The sequence below is a fragment of the Pseudomonas sp. NS1(2017) genome, assembly GCF_002269425.1.
In the GTDB taxonomy this organism is placed as follows: domain Bacteria; phylum Pseudomonadota; class Gammaproteobacteria; order Pseudomonadales; family Pseudomonadaceae; genus Aquipseudomonas; species Aquipseudomonas reactans.
Window position 1 is genome coordinate 19,521 of sequence record NZ_CP022960.1, and the last position, 18,954, is coordinate 38,474.

The following is an 18,954-nucleotide window of genomic DNA, read 5'->3' on the forward strand; positions in this document are numbered from 1 at the left end:
GGGCTTTTGCTCGAATACTTTACATTTTCGGCATGCCGCCGCCGGGCAACATACCGCCCATGCCGCGCATCATCTTGGCCATTCCGCCTTTTGCGGAGAATTTCTTCATCATCTTCTGCATCTGCTTGTGCTGCTTGATCAAGCGACCGATGTCCTGCACCTGAGTGCCGGAGCCCATGGCGATCCGACGTTTGCGCGAACCGCTGATCAGCTCAGGGTCGCGGCGCTCGGCCGGGGTCATGGAGTTGATGATGGCTTCCATCTGCTTGAACTGCTTCTCTGCCGCGCCCTGGGCATTGCCCATCTGCGCCAGGTTCACGCCGCCGATGTTCGGCAGCTTGTCCATCAGGCCGCCGAGGCCGCCCATGTTCTTCATCTGTTGCAACTGGTCGCGGAAGTCCTCGAGGTCGAAGCCCTTGCCCTTCTTCAGCTTTTTGGCCAGTTTGTCGGCCTTGTCCTTGTCGAGCGTGGCTTCGGCCTGCTCGATCAGGCTGAGCACGTCGCCCATGCCGAGGATGCGCGAGGCGATACGCTCCGGGTGGAACGGCTCGAGCGCTTCGCTCTTCTCGCCCATACCGATGAACTTGATCGGCTTGCCGGTGATGGCACGTACCGACAGCGCGGCACCGCCACGGGCGTCACCGTCGACCTTGGTGAGGATCACGCCGGTCAGCGGCAGTGCGTCACCAAAGGCCTTGGCGGTATTGGCCGCATCCTGGCCGGTCATGGCGTCGACCACGAACAGCGTCTCGACCGGGTTGATCGCGGCATGCAGCGCCTTGATCTCGCCCATCATCTCTTCGTCGATGTGCAGGCGACCGGCGGTATCGACGATGACCACGTCGATGAATTTCAGCTTGGCTTCTTTAATAGCCGCGTTGGCGATGTCGACCGGCTTCTGGCTCAGATCGGACGGGAAGAAGGTCACGCCCACTTCGCCCGCGAGCATTTCCAACTGCTTGATGGCCGCCGGACGGTACACGTCAGCCGACACCACCATCACGGACTTCTTCTTGCGCTCTTTAAGGAAGCGCGCCAGCTTACCGGCGGTGGTGGTTTTACCCGCACCTTGCAGACCGGCCATCAGCACGACGGCCGGTGGCACGGCGCTGAGGTTCAAATCTTCGTTGGCCGCGCCCATCAGGCTTTCGAGTTCGGCCTGGACGATCTTCACAAACGCCTGGCCCGGGGTCAGGCTGCGGGACACTTCGGTGCCCACCGCGCGCTCTTTGACCGAGTTGACGAAGTCCTTCACCACCGGCAAGGCGACGTCGGCTTCCAGCAATGCCATGCGCACTTCACGCAGGGTGTCTTTAATATTGTCCTCGGTCAGCTTGGCCTTGCCGGTGACATGGCGCAGCGTCTGCGAGAGACGGTCAGTCAGATTTTCAAACATGCGCGATCCTTTCAGGCCCTACTCATCGAAATGCAGTGGTAGACCGAGGTAATGACGGCCCAGGCTGTGGTAAATCGCTATTAAAAACAGCGCTCGGCGAGCCTGCGGCGTGGGCAGGTCGCGGATTATAGCGAAGACTGCCGCCATGCACACCCGCTGTCTGGCTGGAGAGTCTTTCGTGTTACGCGGGGGTATGCCAAACTCAGCGCCTTTCGGGCTTGCCTAACAGGATTTATGCTCCCTTTGTCACCCAGTTTGCTACCCAGCCTCGCCGCCGCCCTTTTGTATGCCGCTGCGACTCTTTATCAGGGCACTCGTCTGGCCCAAGGCGCCAAGGCGGACAAACGCCTGCTCGTCGGCCTTGGCGTCCTCGCCCTGCTGGCCCATGCTGCCAGCCTGTTTACCCATTTGATGACGCCCGTCGGCCTGGGCCTGGATTTTTTCAGCGCCGCCAGCCTGATCGCGGCGGCCGTCATCGCATTGACCCTGCTGGCCTGCTACCGGATTCCCGTCGAGAACCTGCTGGTGCTGCTATTCCCGCTGGGCATGCTGACGGTGCTGCTGGCGCAATTCGCCCCGACCGGCACAGTGCAGGTGATTGATGAAGAGCCAGGCATCCTCGCGCATATCCTGCTGTCGATCCTGGCCTACGGCATGTTCACCATCGCGGTGTTCCAGGCCCTGCTCCTGCTGCTGCAGGACCACCAGCTCAAGCACAAGCACCCTTCGGGACTGATCAAGAACTTCCCGCCGCTGCAAACCATGGAAAGCCTGCTCTTCGGCTTCCTGTGGGCCGGTTGGACGCTGCTGTCGCTGTCGCTGATCTCCGGCTGGCTGTTCGTCGAAAACCTGTTCGCCCAGCACCTGGTGCACAAAACCCTGCTGGCGTGCCTGGCCTGGGTGGTGTTCAGCGTGTTGCTGTGGGGCCGCAACCACCTCGGATGGAGGGGGCACAAGGCGATCCGCTGGACCCTGGCCGGTTTCTGCCTGCTGATGCTGGCCTATTTCGGCAGCAAGCTGGTCCGCGAATACATCCTGCATATCTGACGGGCAGCCATCATGGACAACTTGCCCCTGGAGCCGATGCTCGCGGTAATCGCCCTGCTGGTCCTATGGGCCGCACTGTTCACCGCCATCGAAGCCGCGCAACAACACCTGCTGGCCCTGCGCCCCGGCACACGCCAGGGCGACAAGGCCGCCGCCCGTCTGAGCTTTCCGCGTAACAGCCTGATCCTGTGCAACAGCCTGTGTCGCGCCGCGGTGGTGATCCTCTGCACGCTGCTGGCCATCTATGCCTGGGCGCAGAATGGACCCTGGCTGGGCTGGATGATTTCCTGCGCGATCCTGTTGATACTGGCCGATTACCTGCCCCGCGCCCTCGCCGTCCGCCATCCACAGGCCGTGCTGGGCTTTGGTAATACGCTGTTGGGCGTGCCGCTGAAAATCCTCTACCCACTGGCCTGGCTGCTCAATGGCATCAGCTTGTTGCTGCTGCGCCCGTTCGCACGCAAATCCGGCGTGGTGAAAAAGAGCGACGAACCGCTGCCCGATCATGACGATGAGCCGGAAGCCGAGTCCGACGACAGCCGCACCCCAGGCATGCCGGGCATCCACGCCCTGGACAACATCACCGTCAACGACATCCTGGTGCCGCGCAGTGAAGTGGACGGCATCAACCTGGATGACTCGATCGAAGAAATCATTGAGCAACTGCGCACCTCCCAGCGCACGCGCCTGCCGGTGTTTCACAGCGACATCAACCAGGTCCAGGCGGTGCTCAATACCCGGCAGATCCAACACCTGCTGCCCGACGCCAGACTGACCAAAGAGGCCTTGCTCGCCGCCTGCCACGAGCCCTACTTCGTCCCCGAAAGCACACCCCTGCAACTGCAACTGCTGAACTTCCACAAGCAGCAGCGCCGCCTGGGCATGGTGGTGGATGAATACGGCGAAGTGCTGGGTATCGTGACCCTGGAAGATATCCTCGAAGAAATCGTCGGCGAATTCGAAAGCGAGCAGAGTGCCGACAACCCGCATATCGAGCCCCAGCCAGACGGCCGCTACATCATCGATGGCGCCGCCTCGATCCGCGAGCTGAACAAAAGCCTGAACTGGCACCTGCCCAGCGACGGCCCCAAGACCCTCAATGGCCTGGTCACCGAAGCGCTGGAGACCATTCCCGATTGCGCGGTGTGCCTGAAAATCGGGCGCTACCGCCTGGAAATCCTCGAGACCGAGGACAACCGCGTCAGCAAAGTGCTGATCTGGCACACCAGCCGGATGCCGGTCGCCGTTTAACCCCCTTGTTGGATCCGCAAACCCCTTCCTATAATCGGGACGGCTTACCAGAGCCGCGCCCGACCGCGTGCTACCCGCACCCAGCGTGTCCAGGCACCGCTTTATCGTGTCTGACCGGTGTTCGCTCCCATCCCGAGCTTTCCCGCGCACAACCCTGATCCATGGGTGTTCGACCAATAATAATCCGCGTCCAAACGCGCAATGACCATCAGGGACACCACCATGAGCACCACGTATAACGAGGCCGCGCCCGCCGCCGCCCCGACCAACTCGACCGCACGGGTTGCCACGGCGAGCATCGTCGGCACCGCCATCGAGTTCTACGATTTCTATATCTACGCCACGGCTGCTGCGCTGGTGATCGGCCCGGTGTTCTTCCCGCAGACCTCCGGCACCGCACAGATGCTGGCGTCGTTCCTGACCTTCGGTATCGCCTTTATCGCCCGCCCGCTGGGTTCGGCGCTGTTCGGCCACTTTGGTGACCGCATTGGGCGCAAATCCACACTGGTGGCTTCGCTACTGCTGATGGGCGTATGTACCACACTGATTGGCTTGCTGCCCGGCTATGACAGCATCGGGGCCTGGGCGCCGATCTTGTTGTGTGTACTGCGCTTCGGCCAGGGCCTGGGCTTGGGCGGTGAGTGGGGCGGCGCGGCGCTGCTGGCCACCGAGAATGCGCCCAAGGGCAAACGCGCCTGGTTCGGCATGTTCCCGCAACTGGGCCCTTCGATCGGCTTCCTGGCCGCCAACGGCTTGTTCCTGATCCTGGCGATGAGCCTGAACGACGAGCAGTTCCGCAGTTGGGGCTGGCGCATCCCGTTCATCCTCAGCGCTGCACTGGTGATGGTTGGCCTGTATGCACGGCTGAAGCTGCACGAGACGCCAGTGTTCGCCAACGCCGTCGCCAAGGAAGCGCCGGTCAAGGTGCCGCTGGTGGAATTGTTCAGCCAGCATTGGCTGCCGGTGTTGCTGGGCGCTGCGTCGATGGTGGTGTGTTACGCGCTGTTTTATATCACCACCGCGTTCTCCCTGAGCTATGGCGTTTCAACCCTGGGCTATAGCCGTGAGACCTTCCTCGGGCTGCTGTGCTTTGCGGTGCTGTTCATGGGACTGGCGACGCCATTGGCGGCGCTGGCCAGTGATCGCTATGGGCGCAAGCCGGTGCTCATCGTCGGCGCGATCCTGGCAATCCTGTCGGGCTTCACCATGGAGCCGCTGTTGACCCACGGTTCGACCTGGGCCGTAGCGCTGTTCCTGGCCTTGGAGCTGTTCCTGATGGGCGTGACCTTCGCGCCGATGGGCGCCATGCTGCCGGAACTGTTCCCGACTCGCGTGCGTTATACCGGTGCTTCGGCGGCGTATAACCTGGGTGGGATTGTGGGCGCGTCGGCCGCACCGTTTTTCGCGACCAAGCTGGTGGCGATGGGTGGGCTGAGTTATGTCGGTGGGTATGTGTCGGCGGCAGCGTTGCTCAGCTTGATTGCTGTGCTGTGCCTGAAAGAGACGCGGGATAATGACTTGAACAAGGTCGTCTGATAGACCGAATCACCTGTAGGAGCGAGCTTGCTCGCGAAAAAGGTACATCCGACGCCGCAATGCGCCTGAAATACCTTCGCGAGCAAGCTCGCTCCTACAAGGGTTGGGTTAGAGCTCTACAACAACAGCCTTCGAAGCACGGGTCGCTTTAGCACGAGCCGCTTCAATCGACTCATCCCGCGCCAATGCCACACCCATCCGACGCTGGCCATTCACTTCCGGTTTACCAAACAGACGCAATGCCGTATCCGGCTCGCTCAGCGCAGCACCCAGGTTGGCAAACGCAGTCTGGGTCGACTGCCCTTCCACCAGGATCACCGCCGAGGCCGAAGGCCCGAACTGACGGATCAACGGGATCGGCAAGCCCAGGATGGCGCGAGCGTGCAGGGCAAACTGCGACAGGTCCTGGGAAATCAGGGTCACCAAACCGGTGTCATGCGGACGCGGCGAGACTTCGCTGAACCACACCTGATCACCCTTGATGAACAGCTCAACGCCAAACAGGCCACGACCGCCCAAAGCCTCGGTCACTGCTTTGGCGACGCGCTCGGATTCGGCCAGAGCAATCGGGCTCATGGCCTGTGGCTGCCAGGACTCCTGGTAGTCGCCCTTCTCCTGACGGTGACCAACCGGCGCACAGAACGTGGTGCCGCCAATGTGGCGTACGGTCAACAGGGTGATTTCGTAGTCGAAATCGATAAAGCCTTCGATGATCACGCGGCCTTTACCGGCACGGCCACCTTCCTGGGCGTAATCCCAGGCTTTCTGCACGTCATCAGCGCTGCGTAGCAGGCTCTGGCCCTTGCCCGACGAACTCATCACCGGCTTGACCACGCACGGGAAGCCCAGGTCTTGCACGGCCTTGCTGTAGTCTTCGAAAGTATCGGCGAAGTGGTACGGCGAGGTCGGCAGGTCCAGCTCTTCAGCAGCCAGGCGGCGGATGCCTTCACGGTTCATGGTCAGCGAGGTGGCGCGCGCGGTCGGGATCACGGTGAAGCCTTCGGCTTCCAGTTCTACCAGGGTCGCGGTGGCGATGGCTTCGATTTCCGGCACGATGAAGTGCGGTTTCTCGGCCTCGATCACCGCACGCAACGCAGCACCGTCGAGCATGTTGATCACGTGGCTACGGTGCGCCACCTGCATGGCCGGCGCATTGGCGTAGCGATCCACGGCAATCACTTCAACGCCCAGGCGTTGCAGTTCGATTACCACTTCCTTGCCCAGCTCACCGCAGCCACACAGCAAAACGCGGGTCGCGGTTGGCGACAATGGAGTTCCGATTCGGGTCATCTCAGGTCCTCAGGGGAGCGGATCATTGGGAGAAAGGCCGGCATTTTACATGAACTGCAGCAATTGGCCTCAGTTGGCGACGGCGCGCTTGCGGATGCGCCAGGCCATGATCAGCCACACCACCGTGACCCCGGCGAATTTCGACACCAGCGCGGTGCCGGCGACCGCAGGGGTCAACGCACCAATCAGGCCGAAGAAGATAAAGGTGTCGAGGGGAATGCTCAGCGCCGAACTTATCCACAGGCGGTCGTGCAGCGGACGCTTGGTGATGCTGAACACCAGCCAGTCGATGCACTCGGACACCGCGAATGCCGTGGCGCTGGCCAGGGCGATGGCTGGGTCGGACGTGACGTACGACAGCACCAGTGCGGCCAGCATGGCGATGATTGCACCGTGGCCAAAGCGGGTTTGCACCATGTCACGCAGGATGAAGACCAGGCCACCCCAAGCGGACCAGATGACATCCAGGTGCGGGGCGGTGGAGAAGGCGAAGTTGATCAGCACGACGCTGCTGATGTAGGCGATCAGGAAGAGCATGGGGCGAAAACCTGTAGGAGCGAGCTTGCTCGCGAAAAACATTAACGATTACGCGGGGTACCTGACTATACGCGGTGTCATCGAGTTTTTCGCGAGCAAGCTCGCTCCTACAGGGGATAGCACTCAGGCGCCGGATTTCCCCGAAACCATAAACACCAACCCACTCGCCACCGCCCGCTCATGACACAACCCCAACACCACCCGGCGCTCGGCATTGTCCATGCGACTCCAACGCGTAATCTCATCCACCGTACGCTGGCAGCCGGTACAGACATCGTCATCATCCAACGCGCAAATGCTCACGCACGGCGATGCAACAGGGCGTTCAACCGGGTTCATTCTGGCTGCTCAGCCAGATCACGCGCATAGCGCTGTGAGTTATGCACATAGTGCGCGGCGCTGGCTTCGAGCATGCGCTTCTGCGCGTCGGTCAATTCACGCACCACCTTGCCCGGCGAGCCCATCACCAGCGAACCATCGGGAATTTCCTTGCCTTCGCCGATCAGCGAATTGGCGCCGATGATGCAATGCTTGCCGATCTTGGCGCCATTGAGGATCACCGCGTTGATGCCGATCAGGCTGTAATCATCCACCGTGCAACCGTGCAGCATGGCGTTATGGCCGATGGTCACGCCGGTGCCCAAGGTCAGCGGGTAGCCCATGTCGGTGTGCATCACGCTGCCGTCCTGCACGTTGCTGTTCTTGCCGATCAGGATCAGTTCGTTGTCGCCACGCAACACCGCGTTGAACCAGACGTTGGCGCCCTCCTCCAGCTTGACCTTGCCCACCAGCGTGGCATTCGGCGCCACCCAGCTGTGTGGATGCGTCTCGACGCGGGCGTCGCCCAGGCGGTATTTCATGGTGTTTCCTCACGGCGTTGCCATTCAAGCGATGGCTTAGATGTTGATGAAACTCTTGGGGGGCTGGTGCAGGCTGATCTGAGCGTCGTCATAGAGCAGGTTGATCAACTCAACGATCATGATCGCTGTCAGCCCCCAAATCTTATATTCGCCGAATCGATAGCTGGGCACGTACCAACTGCGACCCTGGTAATCGATCCTGTGGGTATGTTCGCGCGGGTCCTGTCGGAAGAAGTCCAAAGGCACGCTGAAGACGGCGGCAATTTCGGCATCGTTGGCCAGGTATTCGACGTAATCGGGGATGACGCCGACATACGGCGTAACCCGAATGCCATGCAGGGAGATCAATGGGCTGAGCGGGCCGATGACTTCCACCAGGCCGGGTGGCAGGCCGATCTCTTCTTCCGCTTCACGTAGCGCGGTGAAGATCAGGTCCGGGTCTTCGGGGTCGCGGCGCCCGCCGGGAAAGGCCACTTCGCCACCATGGGTCGACAGGCCGCTGGCGCGCAGGGTCAGGATCAGCTCAGGTTCGTCACTGCGGGTAATCGGTACCAGCACCGCGGCCTCGGGGAAACGCCCGTCGGTCTCAAGCGTATGGGGAGTGTGATTGCTTACCCGGCGAAGTAGCTCGTCCAGCATGAGTCATCTCGGTCTGTTGGCTACCTTGCATCATGCACCAAAGCTCGCGGGTGCCCAACCCCAAAACCCGCGCCGTGTCGCTAAACGACAACTTGTTGCAGCGCCCTGCCCGTCACGCCAAGATAGACGCACTTTCCAGGAACCCCAGCATGAATTTCTGCAGCCAGTGCGGTAAACCGGTTACCCAACGCATCCCCGAAGGCGACGGCCGCCTGCGTTTTGTGTGTGATCACTGCTCGACCATCCACTACCAGAACCCCAATATCGTCGCCGGCACCGTGCCAGTGTGGGGCGATAAAGTGCTGCTGTGCCGCCGCGCCATCGAACCGCGCCTGGGCTACTGGACCCTGCCCGCCGGCTTCATGGAAAACGGCGAGACCGTGGAACAGGCCGCCCTGCGCGAAACCCTGGAAGAAGCCTGCGCCCGCGTGCACAACCTGAACATCTATACGCTGATCGACGTGCCACACATCAACCAGGTACATATTTTCTACCGCGCCGACCTGCTCGACCTGGACTACGCCGCCGGCCCCGAAAGCCTGGAAGTGCAGCTGTTCGACGAAGCCGACATTCCTTGGTCCGAGCTGGCTTTCCGCACGGTCGGGCGTACCCTGGAATACTTTTTCGCTGATCGCAGGCAACAGTCGTTCCCGGTGCGCAGCGAGGCCGTGCCACCCATGGGCAAACCCGCGCCATGACACTAGGGATACCGTCTTTGATGCGTTGGGTGCTTGCCCTGCTCTGCCTGTCGTTCACCACGCTGTCGCCAGCCTCCACGGTGCAAACCCTGGGCGGCAAGCCTGTGGAAAAAGTCCTGGTGCTCAAGTCTGCCCATCAATTGCAGCTGATCAACGACGGCAAGCCGTTCAAGACCTACCGCATTTCCCTGGGCAAGAACCCCAAGGGCCACAAGCTGATCGAGGGCGACCGCCGCACGCCAGAGGGCCTCTACTGGATCGACTGGCGCAAGACCAGCGACCGCTTCAACCTGGCCATGCACATCTCCTACCCGAACATCAGCGACGCCGCCCGCGCCCGCCGTGAAGGCGTGAAGCCCGGGAGCATGATCATGATCCACGGCACCCCCGACACCGAGGACTACCCGGAACAGTGGTTCCACACCCTGGACTGGACCGACGGCTGCATCGGCATGCGCAACGTGGACATGCGTGAAGTGTGGAACCTGGTCAAAGACGGCACCCTCATCGAGATTCGTCCGTAATCCCGTACCGTTCGTAAAATAATTCGAAAAAAAATCCTGCCCTGCCATGCGCCCGCCGGTGAATACCAGTTCACCCCCGCGGGCTGCGCCGTTCTGCGCGCGATAAAGACCTCTCTAATACCACTTGATACCAGGCCCCATTGCAGGGCCCTAAAACCAATGCCTGCACCATTTTGACTGCATTGACATGGTATTTAAGTGGTATTAATTTCCGGCCCATACCGGGCGACAACACTCCAATAACCGCATCGGAAACCTTAACGATGAATCCCATCCTGGCCCTGCGCCCCGACGACAAACAATCCACGCCGCTGTACCTGCAATTGGCGCGCAAACTGGAAGCGGCGATCCATGCCGGCCAGTGGACGTCCGAGCAGGCACTGCCGTCAGAACGCGTACTCAGCGAGCAATTGAGCATTTCGCGCGTCACCGCACGCAAGGCGTTGGAAGTGTTGTTTGCCCAAGGGCTGATCCGTCGTAACCAAGGCTCCGGCACCTATATTTCGCCACGTTTGGAACAGCCGCTGTCGCGCCTGTCGGGGTTCAGCGAAATGCTGCGGCTCAAGGGTTTTGTGCCCAGCTCGCAATGGCTGGAGCGTGAACTGACCCAGCCGACCCACGAAGAGATGATTCGCCTGGGCCTGTCGCCCGCCGACAAAGTGGCGCGCCTCAAGCGCTTGCGTAAGGCGGATGACACGGTGATGGCAATTGAAATGACCACCATGCCCGCCTCGGTGCTGCCACAGCCACAAGCCATAGGCCACTCGTTGTACGAGTACCTGGAAGGTATCGGCAAACCGGTGGTGCGCGCCCTGCAGCATATCCAGGCGATCAACGCCTCGGACGAGTTCGCCAAGCTGGTCGGCATCGCCCCCGGCACCGCCATGCTGCTGATGACCCGGGTCGGCTACACCGCCGATAACACGCCGATCGAAATCACCGACACCTATTGCCGAAACGACTACTACGACTTCGTCGCAGAACTGCGTCGCCACGACTATTCCGCTGAACTGCGAATTTAGAGAACTGCCCATGTCCGAAGACAACATCCTCACGCCCAACGGCTGGATTCGCGGCCGCCTGGTGCACGCGCACGGCAAGGTCGTCGCCATCGAAGGCACGCCCTGCGACCCGGCTGAAAACGAGTTGCCCTACCTGCTGCCGGGCTTTATCGACCTGCATGTGCACGGCGGTGGAGGCGCGGACATCATGGAAGGCCGCGATGCCTTCGAGACGATCACTCGCACCCATGTTCGCTTTGGTACCACCTCGTTGCTGGCCACCACCATGACCGCTCCGGTGGAGGAAATCTCAAGCGTGCTCAGCCAGCTCGGCACCTTCTGCGAGCAACGTCCTACCGGCAGCGCCCGTGTACTCGGCGTACACCTGGAAGGGCCCTACATCAATCCCGGAAAACTCGGCGCCCAACCCAACTTCGCCCACACCGCATTGATGGCCGAAGTGGAAGCCTACCTGCGCCTGGCGCCGATCCGCGTGATCACCATCGCACCGGAAATCGCCGGCCACGACGGCCTGATCCGCGCCCTCAGCGAACGCGGCGTGCGCATGCAGATCGGCCACACCCTGGGCAGCTACGAAGAAGGCGTCGCCGCCCTCGCCGCCGGCGCCACCAGCTTTACCCATTTGTACAACGCGATGAGCCCGTTGCATCACCGCGAACCGGGCATCGTCGGCGCCGCGTTGGCCCACGCCAAATACGCCGAATTGATCCCGGATCTGCTCCACGTTCACCCCGGCGCCATGCGCGTGGCGTTGCGCTCGATCCCGTGCCTGTACTGCGTCACCGACTCCACCGCCGCCGCCGGCATGCCCGACGGTGAATACAAGCTGGGCAGCCACACCGTGACCAAATGCCTGGGCGGCGTACGCCTGGCCGACGGCACCCTGGCCGGCAGCACCCTGACCATGGACCAGGCGCTGCGCAACCTGGTGAAGATCGGCCTGCCCATCAGCGAAGCCTCACAACGCCTGTCGCAATTTCCTGCGGACTACCTGGGCCTGGAAGAACGCGGTCGCCTGCAACCCGGCAGCTTTGCCGACTGCGTGCGCCTGGACCGCTCCCTGACACTCACCGACGTAATGGTCGAAGGAGAAACCATTGACTTCAAAAATGCTTGAAGAGGCCCTGGCCTCCTGCGACGCCGTCGCCGCCCAACTGCAACGCCTGGACCCGGCGCTGGAAGAAATCGCCGGCCGCCTGCGCCGCCAGCCGCCGCAAGTGGCAATGACCATCGCCCGTGGCAGCTCGGACCATGCCGCCAGTTACTTCGCCTACCTGACCATGCAGCATGTCGGCATTCCAGTGGCGTCGTTGCCGATGTCGGTAGTGACCCTGCTGCAAGCGCCGATGAAAGTCAGCGGCCAGGTGGCGTTTGGTTTCTCTCAGTCGGGGCAAAGTCCGGACTTGGTGAACAGCCTGCGTCTGCTGCGCAAACGCGGGGCCCTGAGCATTTCGCTGGTCAACGCCGAAGACTCACCGCTGGAAGCCGCCTGCGAATTCCATGTGCCGCTGTGCGCCGGGCCGGAACACAGCGTGGCCGCGACTAAGAGTTTTATCGCCACCCTCAGCGCCAGCGCGCAGTTGATCGGCCACTGGAACCAGGAAACCGAGTTACTGCAAGCCTGCCGCGCCCTGCCCGATGACCTGCGTGCCGCCGCCAAGCAAGATTGGACGGTTGCCATCGACGCGCTGCGCGACTGCCAGCAATTGATGGTGATCGGTCGCGGCGCCGGTTTCGCCATCGCCCAGGAAGCTGCGCTCAAGCTCAAGGAAACCTCGGCGATCCAGGCCGAAGCCTTCAGCAGCGCCGAGGTGCGTCACGGGCCGATGGCCCTGATTGGCGACAACTACCCCCTGCTGGTCTTCGCCCCGCGTGGCGCAGAGCAAGCCGGTCTGCTGAGCCTGGCCGCCGACATGCGTCAACGCGGCGCCCGCGTATTGCTGGCTGCGCCGGATGACATCGTCGAGCGCGACCTGACCCTGAGCCGTGCCGAACACCCGACCCTGGACCCGATCCTGGCGATCCAGAGTTTCTACGTGATGGCGGCAGGTTTGGCAGAGGCCCGGGGCATGGACCCGGACCAGCCGCGTCACCTGAGCAAAGTTACCCGCACTCACTGAGTGGCGTTTTCCTGATGAGTACCGTGCCCATGTCCTACAACAATAATCAATTGACCCTCAGCGCCCCGTTAAGCGGGCCCGTGCTGACCCTGGGCAACGTTCCCGACGAAGTGTTCGCAAGCCACGCCATGGGCGATGGTATTGCCATCGACCCTCTGAACGATTGCCTGCATGCACCCTGTGACGGCGTGATCATCCATGTCGCACGCACCGGGCACGCCCTGACGATTCGCGCCGAGAACGGTGCCGAGGTGTTGATGCATGTGGGCATCGATACGGTGGAACTGAATGGCGAAGGCTTTGCGTTGCTGGTGAAGGAAGGCGCGAAGGTGAGCAAGGGGCAGGCATTGGTACAATTTGACCTGGACCGCATTGCGCGCCAGTGCAAAAGCCTGGTCAGCCTGATCATCCTGACCAATGGCGAGCGTTTCGAGTTGCGTTCGGTGGCCGGGCAATCGGTCAAGGTCGGTGAGCCGTTGTTGCAGGTCGTGGCGCGTTCGACGACAGCGGCTCAAACGGCTGTGGATAACTCGGACACTGAAGTCAGCGCCAGCGTGCGCATCACCCATCGCGGTGGTTTGCATGCGCGTCCTGCAGCGTTGATTCGCAAGACGGCCCAGGGTTTCAGCAGCCGGGCGCAGCTGCATTTCGGTGATAAATCAGCTTCGTGTGACAGCCTGATTGGCTTGATGGGCCTGGGTATTGGCGAAGGGGATGAAGTGCGTGTGAGCTGTCGCGGCAAAGATGCCGACGCCGCGTTGCAGGCCTTGGTCGCGGCGTTATCCGCCGTCATCAAGGAGGAACACCACGCGCCTGTTATTGCGGCGCCTCGTCGGGCGAATACCGAGGCCGGCGTGTTGCAAGGCGTGTGTGCTGCGCCGGGCCTGGTCTGCGGGCCGCTGTTCCGCCTTACCGGTATCGAACTGCCGGCAGACACCGGTAACCATGCTGCCGACGAACAACTGCAACGCCTGGACACTGCTCTGGAGCAAGTACGCAGCGAAATCCGCATCACTCTGGATCAAGCGCGCCAGCGCAAGAACGTCGAAGAAGAAGACATCTTCGCCGCCCACCTCGCGCTGATGGAAGACCCTAACCTGCTGGAAGCCGCGACCGGTTCCATTGAACAAGGCAGCGCAGCCACCCACGCCTGGCGCGATGCAATCCAGGCGCAATGCGCGGTATTGCTGGCCCTGGGCAAACCACTGTTTGCCGAACGCGCCAATGATCTGCGGGATTTGCAACATCGGGTGCTGCGTGCGCTGCTCGGTGAAGCCTGGCATTTCGAATTGCCCGCCGGGTCGATTGTCAGCGCCCACGAACTGACCCCCTCAGACCTGCTGCAACTCAGCGCGCAACAGGCCGTCGGCATTTGCATGGCCGAAGGCGGCGCCACCTCTCACGTGGCGATCCTGGCTCGCGGCAAAGGCTTGCCCTGTGTGGTCGCGTTGGGCGCCGAAGTCCTCGACGTGCCGCAAGGCCAACGCGTGGTGCTGGACGCCGCCAACGGCCGCCTGGAACTGGCGCCCAGCGACGCACGCCACGCCGAAGTGCACCAGATTCGCGACGCACAGAAACTGCGGCGCCAGCAGCAGCAGGCCCAGGCCCAACAGCCGGCGCGCACCACTGATGGCGTGACCATCGAAGTGGCCGCCAATGTTGCCTCCAGTGCCGAAGCACTGGTGGCGTTTGAAAATGGCGCCGATGGCGTCGGCCTGCTGCGCACCGAATTTCTCTTCGTTGACCGGCGCACTGCACCGGATGAACAGGAGCAGCGCCACGCCTACCAAGCAGTACTGGATGCCATGGGCGACAAGTCAGTGATCATCCGCACCATCGACGTGGGCGGCGACAAGCAGCTCGACTACCTGCCGCTGCCAGTCGAAGCGAATCCGGTGCTGGGCCTGCGCGGCATTCGCCTGGCCCAGGTACGCCCGGAACTACTCGACCAGCAACTGCGTGCGCTGCTGCAGGTCTCCCCGCTGGAGCGCTGCCGCATCCTGTTGCCGATGGTGAGTGAAGTGGATGAATTGCTGCAGATCCGCCAGCGTCTGGATGAGTTGTGCGTGGAGCTGGAACTGACTCAGCGCCCCGAACTGGGCGTGATGATCGAAGTTCCCGCCGCCGCGCTGATGGCCGAGCAGTTGGCCAAGCACGCGGACTTCCTGTCCATCGGCACCAATGACTTGTCCCAGTACACCCTGGCCATGGACCGCGACCACGCTGGCCTTGCCGCCCGCGTCGATGCGCTACACCCAGCGCTGCTGCGGCTGATCGCGCAGACCTGCGCGGGCGCTGCGAAACACGGCCGTTGGGTCGGCGTGTGCGGCGCCCTCGCCTCCGACCCGCTGGCCACGCCGGTGCTGGTCGGCCTGGGGGTCAGCGAGCTGTCGGTAAGCCCGCCGCAGATCGGAGAAATCAAGGACCGCGTCCGCCACCTGGACGCGGCGCAATGCCGGCAACTGAGCCAAGGGCTGCTCGACCTGAGCAGCGCCAAAGCCGTTCGCCAAGCCTGTCAACACCACTGGCCGCTGAGCTGACAACAACAAGAAAAAAGGAGACTCGCCATGTACCAACATTTCATCGAAGGCCTGCAACGCCTGGGCCGTGCACTGATGCTGCCGATTGCGATCCTGCCGATCGCCGGCCTCTTGCTGCGCCTGGGTGACACCGATCTTTTGAACATCGCGGTGATGCACGACGCCGGGCAAGCGATCTTCGCTAACCTGGCGCTGATCTTCGCTATCGGCATCGCCGTGGGGTTTGCCCGCGACAACAACGGCACGGCCGGTTTGGCGGGTGCGATTGGTTACCTGGTGATGGTCTCCACGCTCAAGGTGATGGACACGTCCATCAACATGGGCATGCTTGCCGGTATTGCCAGCGGCCTGATGGCGGGTGGGCTGTACAACCGCTTCAAGGACATCAAGCTGCCGGAGTACCTGGCGTTCTTTGGTGGGCGACGGTTTGTGCCGATTGTCACCGGGTTCAGTGCGGTCGGATTGGGCGTGATCTTTGGTTTGATCTGGCCGCCGATCCAGCACGGCATCAACAGCTTCGGCGTGTTGTTGATGGAAAGCGGCAGCCTGGGTGCGTTTGTGTTTGGCGTGTTCAACCGCCTGCTGATCGTCACCGGCCTGCATCACATCCTCAACAACATGGCGTGGTTTGTGTTTGGCAGCTTTACCGATCCGGTGACCGGCGCGGTAGTCACCGGCGACCTGACCCGCTACTTTGCCGGCGACCCGAAAGGCGGCCAGTTCATGACCGGCATGTTCCCGGTGATGCTGTTTGGCCTACCGGCTGCATGTTTGGCGATGTACCGCAATGCGCTGCCAGAGCGCCGTAAAGTGATGGGCGGGATTTTCCTGTCGATGGCGCTGACCTCGTTCCTCACCGGGGTGACCGAGCCGATTGAGTTCGCCTTCATGTTCCTGGCGCCGTTCCTGTACCTGATCCATGCGGTGCTGACCGGCCTGTCGATGGCGGTCACCAACATGCTGAATATCCACCTCGGTTTTACCTTCTCCGGTGGGTTTATCGACATGGTGCTGGGTTGGGGCAAGTCCACCAATGGTTGGCTGGTGTTCCCGGTTGGCTTGGCGTACGCGGTGGTCTATTACAGCGTGTTCAACTACTGCATTCGCCGCTTCAACCTGAAAACGCCGGGACGTGAAGACATCCAGGTGGTGCAGGCTGAGGTGATGACGGATAACCAGCGCGCCACGGCCTACATCCAGGCCTTGGGCGGTGCGCAGAATCTGCTGAGCGTCGGTGCCTGCACCACCCGCCTGCGGTTGGACATGGTGGATCGCAATAAGGCGGTCGATGCGCAACTGAAAGCACTGGGCGCCATGGCTGTTGTGCGACCGGGTAACGGCGGGAGTCTGCAGGTGGTGGTGGGGCCGATGGCCGATAGCATTGCTGATGAGATTCGCCTGGCCATGCCGTCGTTTGTTGCCAGTGCGCCGGTGAGCGTTGCGCCTGTGGATAAGCCGGCGGCGGTCAATGTGCAGGAAGCCGAGAAATGGCTGAGTGCATTGGGTGGCCGGGGGAATGTACGGCAGTTGGAAGCGGTGGCGATGACGCGGTTGCGGGTGGAGTTGGGGGATGATTCGGTGCTGTCCGAGGCTGACCTGACTGCGCTGGGTTGCCAAGGCGTTAGCCAACTGGACAGCGGTGTTTGGCATTTGTTGATTGGTGACAAGGCGTCGGGCTTGGGTGAAGCGTTGGAGCGGTTGGTCGCCCGCCCGATCAACGCCTGATCACCCTGTGGCGAGGGAGCTTGCTCCCGCCACAGGCACACAGCAAAAACCCGGCCTAAGCCGGGTTCTTTAATCGCAATCAGCGCCTAGGCAGACGCCCTACGCTGCTCCGCTTCGTAATGGCGGGTCTGAAAAGGCATCAGCGCTTGAACCTTCAAACCCAACCCCTCACTCAGCCCCCAGGACACAGCCAGTTCATCACGGCGGCTGCGCAGTGCAACAACGCCCAAAGGCTTCACATCCTGTTTGGAAGCGGTCGCCGAAAACAGCTCAATCGCGTGCAACGCTTCTAAAACCCGGCTATCCGTTACACACGAAAAGCGTGTGAAGCGCTCCAGCAGATACCCCGCACGACGAATCTCCAATTCGCTGGAGTGAGCATCTAGAAAGTTTTTCACTTCACCGACAAGGTTCGCGTCCGAGTACCAGACAGCCTTCGCGGCACTCACCAGCGCATCGTCATCCGCCTGATTCAAAGGACTTTTAACTAACGTGTCCAACGCGGACGAGAGGACGGGAGCGTTAAAAGGCTTCGCCATCTGCTGTCTCCAGATAATCGTGCAAAATAGTGTTGAGAATGGATCTGGGTGGTTCTTTGTTTCCAACATACATATCAATCGCCTGCAACGCCAGCCGACGGAGCTCAGCGGTCACGATGAAGCCCGACCTGAGCAGTGCCTTGATATCGCATACATCCTGATCGGTAGCTCTAGCCAATTTGGAGATAGCAATGTCGATAGGAGCTGCTATATGCAAGTGCAATGCGGATTGTGCAGGAAACTCGTCCAGGGGAAGACTTCGTTCCCAATAATCTTCGTGCAGCGGGCCAAAGCTAGTGTTGTATTGGAGGTCGTAGTTCAGTTCCATGACGCGGCCAGATCGCTCATCAAAAAACTGCTCTGGAAATTCCGCCAACAGTGTCTGAAGGCGCAGCTTATTTCGAAAACTCGCGCAATAAATCTCCGCATCAACATCCGTGGAAATACGGTGGTGCGTGTACAAATGAACAGCGCAACCGCCGAAGACGATGACCTTGACCGAGCCAGGTCCAGCCCCTTCAAGCATCAATTCCACTTCGATGGATTTGAACATTGAAACCAGGGCTTTCCCTAGTGGGCTACTGGTATTTAGGCGTGGAGCGTCGGTATCTTGCAATTCCATCATTGAATATCAAACCCGAGAGCAATGTTGCTGGACGGGCCTTGAAATCAGATCCCGATCACTGAGCCGACAGCGACCGAAGAAGGCTATTGAGCCAGGTTCCGAGGGACAACCTGAAAGGTTTGTCGGAAAGGTCTGCGGCGCCTGTACGGACGCCATCGCCGCAAGCCGGCTCCTACAGTTGAACGCGCTCCCTCTGTAGGAGCCGGCTTGCCGGCGATGGGATTTCACAGCCAACAAAAAACCCGCTGACCAAACTGGCCCAGCGGGTTTCTTGTTTTCACAGCCTGCGAATCAAAAATCCGCCAACTGCCACACCTCATACGCCGGTGTCTCATACGGGTGACTGAGTTTAAGCGCAGCCACAACAGCCACAATCAATTCATCCGCCACCACCAGCTCAACCTTCCATTCTTCAACCACTTCAACCTGACCCATCTGCCCAATAAACGGCTGGCTGCCGTCCAACGCACGGAATTGGCCCTGGCCCAGCACTTGCCAGGCGCAGCTGTCGTAGTTGCCGATGCGCCCGCCGCCGGCTGCGAAGACGGCGGTTTTCACCGTCTCCACATGGCTTGCGGGTACAAAGAAGGCGAGCTTGTACACCG

Annotated in this window: 19 protein-coding genes; 10 read left to right on the top strand and 9 right to left on the bottom strand. The window is 61.3% G+C overall.

Going from position 1 to position 18,954, the window contains the following annotated elements; translation table 11 throughout:
- Window positions 1–19 precede the first annotated feature (19 nt).
- Entirely contained in the window at window positions 20–1,396 is a 1,377-nt protein-coding gene (gene ffh, locus CI807_RS00100) for a signal recognition particle protein (RefSeq protein ID WP_003193965.1), read from the bottom strand.
- Window positions 1,397–1,630: 234 nt separating this feature from the next.
- On the opposite strand from ffh, the gene CI807_RS00105 reads away from it, so the two are divergent.
- The 3 genes from CI807_RS00105 (at window position 1,631) to CI807_RS00115 (ending at window position 5,230) form a co-directional block, all read left to right on the top strand.
- On the top strand, window positions 1,631–2,443 hold the full coding sequence (locus tag CI807_RS00105; RefSeq protein WP_095013424.1) for an inner membrane protein YpjD: 813 nt from the start codon (window positions 1,631–1,633) through the stop codon (window positions 2,441–2,443).
- 12 nt (window positions 2,444–2,455) lie between these two features.
- Window positions 2,456–3,694 (top strand): transporter associated domain-containing protein, encoded by a 1,239-nt coding sequence (locus CI807_RS00110; RefSeq protein ID WP_095013425.1) that lies wholly within the window; start codon window positions 2,456–2,458, stop codon window positions 3,692–3,694.
- 222 nt (window positions 3,695–3,916) lie between these two features.
- Window positions 3,917–5,230: an MFS transporter gene (locus CI807_RS00115; protein WP_033898588.1), complete on the top strand. Its 1,314-nt coding sequence runs from the start codon at window positions 3,917–3,919 to the stop codon at window positions 5,228–5,230.
- Window positions 5,231–5,338: 108 nt separating this feature from the next.
- On the opposite strand, the gene purT is transcribed toward CI807_RS00115, so the two are convergent.
- The 5 genes from purT to CI807_RS00145 form a co-directional block, all read right to left on the bottom strand.
- On the bottom strand, window positions 5,339–6,520 hold the full coding sequence (gene purT / locus CI807_RS00120) for a formate-dependent phosphoribosylglycinamide formyltransferase (protein ID WP_017139720.1): 1,182 nt from the start codon (window positions 6,518–6,520) through the stop codon (window positions 5,339–5,341).
- 69 nt (window positions 6,521–6,589) lie between these two features.
- Complete coding sequence (locus CI807_RS00125; RefSeq protein ID WP_015885703.1) at window positions 6,590–7,057, bottom strand: VUT family protein; 468 nt, start codon at window positions 7,055–7,057, stop codon at window positions 6,590–6,592.
- 123 nt (window positions 7,058–7,180) lie between these two features.
- Entirely contained in the window at window positions 7,181–7,396 is a 216-nt protein-coding gene (locus CI807_RS00135) for a DUF1289 domain-containing protein (protein ID WP_095013426.1), read from the bottom strand.
- A complete protein-coding gene (locus CI807_RS00140) occupies window positions 7,393–7,917 on the bottom strand; it encodes a gamma carbonic anhydrase family protein (RefSeq protein ID WP_095013427.1) in 525 nt (174 codons plus the stop codon). Before CI807_RS00140 ends, CI807_RS00135 begins: the two co-directional genes overlap by 4 nt.
- A 36-nt stretch (window positions 7,918–7,953) precedes the next feature.
- Window positions 7,954–8,556 (bottom strand): CoA pyrophosphatase, encoded by a 603-nt coding sequence (locus CI807_RS00145; RefSeq protein WP_033898592.1) that lies wholly within the window; start codon window positions 8,554–8,556, stop codon window positions 7,954–7,956.
- A gap of 149 nt (window positions 8,557–8,705) precedes the next feature.
- Here CI807_RS00145 and CI807_RS00150 point away from each other — a divergent pair, with 149 nt between their 5' ends.
- The 7 genes from CI807_RS00150 to nagE all read left to right on the top strand — a co-directional run bounded on the left by CI807_RS00150 (window position 8,706) and on the right by nagE (window position 17,185).
- Window positions 8,706–9,254, top strand: coding sequence for an NUDIX hydrolase (locus CI807_RS00150; protein ID WP_095013428.1), 549 nt, complete (start codon window positions 8,706–8,708; stop codon window positions 9,252–9,254).
- Window positions 9,255–9,274: 20 nt separating this feature from the next.
- Window positions 9,275–9,778 (top strand): murein L,D-transpeptidase family protein, encoded by a 504-nt coding sequence (locus CI807_RS00155; protein ID WP_028617820.1) that lies wholly within the window; start codon window positions 9,275–9,277, stop codon window positions 9,776–9,778.
- 263 nt (window positions 9,779–10,041) lie between these two features.
- Window positions 10,042–10,800 carry a GntR family transcriptional regulator gene (locus CI807_RS00160; RefSeq protein ID WP_016977704.1) on the top strand — a complete coding sequence of 253 codons (759 nt, stop codon included), beginning with the start codon at window positions 10,042–10,044 and terminating at the stop codon, window positions 10,798–10,800.
- Between the two features lie 10 nt (window positions 10,801–10,810).
- The gene (gene nagA / locus CI807_RS00165; protein WP_095013429.1) at window positions 10,811–11,917 is read left to right on the top strand and encodes an N-acetylglucosamine-6-phosphate deacetylase; all 1,107 of its coding nucleotides are present in this window, start codon (window positions 10,811–10,813) and stop codon (window positions 11,915–11,917) included.
- A complete protein-coding gene (locus tag CI807_RS00170; protein ID WP_095013430.1) occupies window positions 11,910–12,920 on the top strand; it encodes an SIS domain-containing protein in 1,011 nt (336 codons plus the stop codon). Before nagA ends, CI807_RS00170 begins: the two co-directional genes overlap by 8 nt.
- Window positions 12,921–12,949: 29 nt before the next feature.
- Window positions 12,950–15,460 (top strand): phosphoenolpyruvate--protein phosphotransferase, encoded by a 2,511-nt coding sequence (ptsP, locus tag CI807_RS00175; protein ID WP_095013431.1) that lies wholly within the window; start codon window positions 12,950–12,952, stop codon window positions 15,458–15,460.
- Window positions 15,461–15,487: 27 nt separating this feature from the next.
- Window positions 15,488–17,185 carry an N-acetylglucosamine-specific PTS transporter subunit IIBC gene (gene nagE, locus CI807_RS00180; protein WP_095013432.1) on the top strand — a complete coding sequence of 566 codons (1,698 nt, stop codon included), beginning with the start codon at window positions 15,488–15,490 and terminating at the stop codon, window positions 17,183–17,185.
- 86 nt (window positions 17,186–17,271) lie between these two features.
- Here the strand turns inward: nagE and CI807_RS00185 are convergent, their stop codons facing one another.
- From CI807_RS00185 to CI807_RS00195, 3 genes are all read right to left on the bottom strand, one after another.
- Window positions 17,272–17,724, bottom strand: coding sequence for a hypothetical protein (locus CI807_RS00185; RefSeq protein WP_095013433.1), 453 nt, complete (start codon window positions 17,722–17,724; stop codon window positions 17,272–17,274).
- Window positions 17,708–18,349: a DUF6036 family nucleotidyltransferase gene (locus CI807_RS00190; RefSeq protein ID WP_256578697.1), complete on the bottom strand. Its 642-nt coding sequence runs from the start codon at window positions 18,347–18,349 to the stop codon at window positions 17,708–17,710. Before CI807_RS00190 ends, CI807_RS00185 begins: the two co-directional genes overlap by 17 nt.
- Window positions 18,350–18,640: 291 nt before the next feature.
- On the bottom strand, window positions 18,641–18,952 hold the full coding sequence (locus tag CI807_RS00195) for an NIF3 1 (RefSeq protein ID WP_016977698.1): 312 nt from the start codon (window positions 18,950–18,952) through the stop codon (window positions 18,641–18,643).
- Window positions 18,953–18,954: the final 2 nt, after the last annotated feature.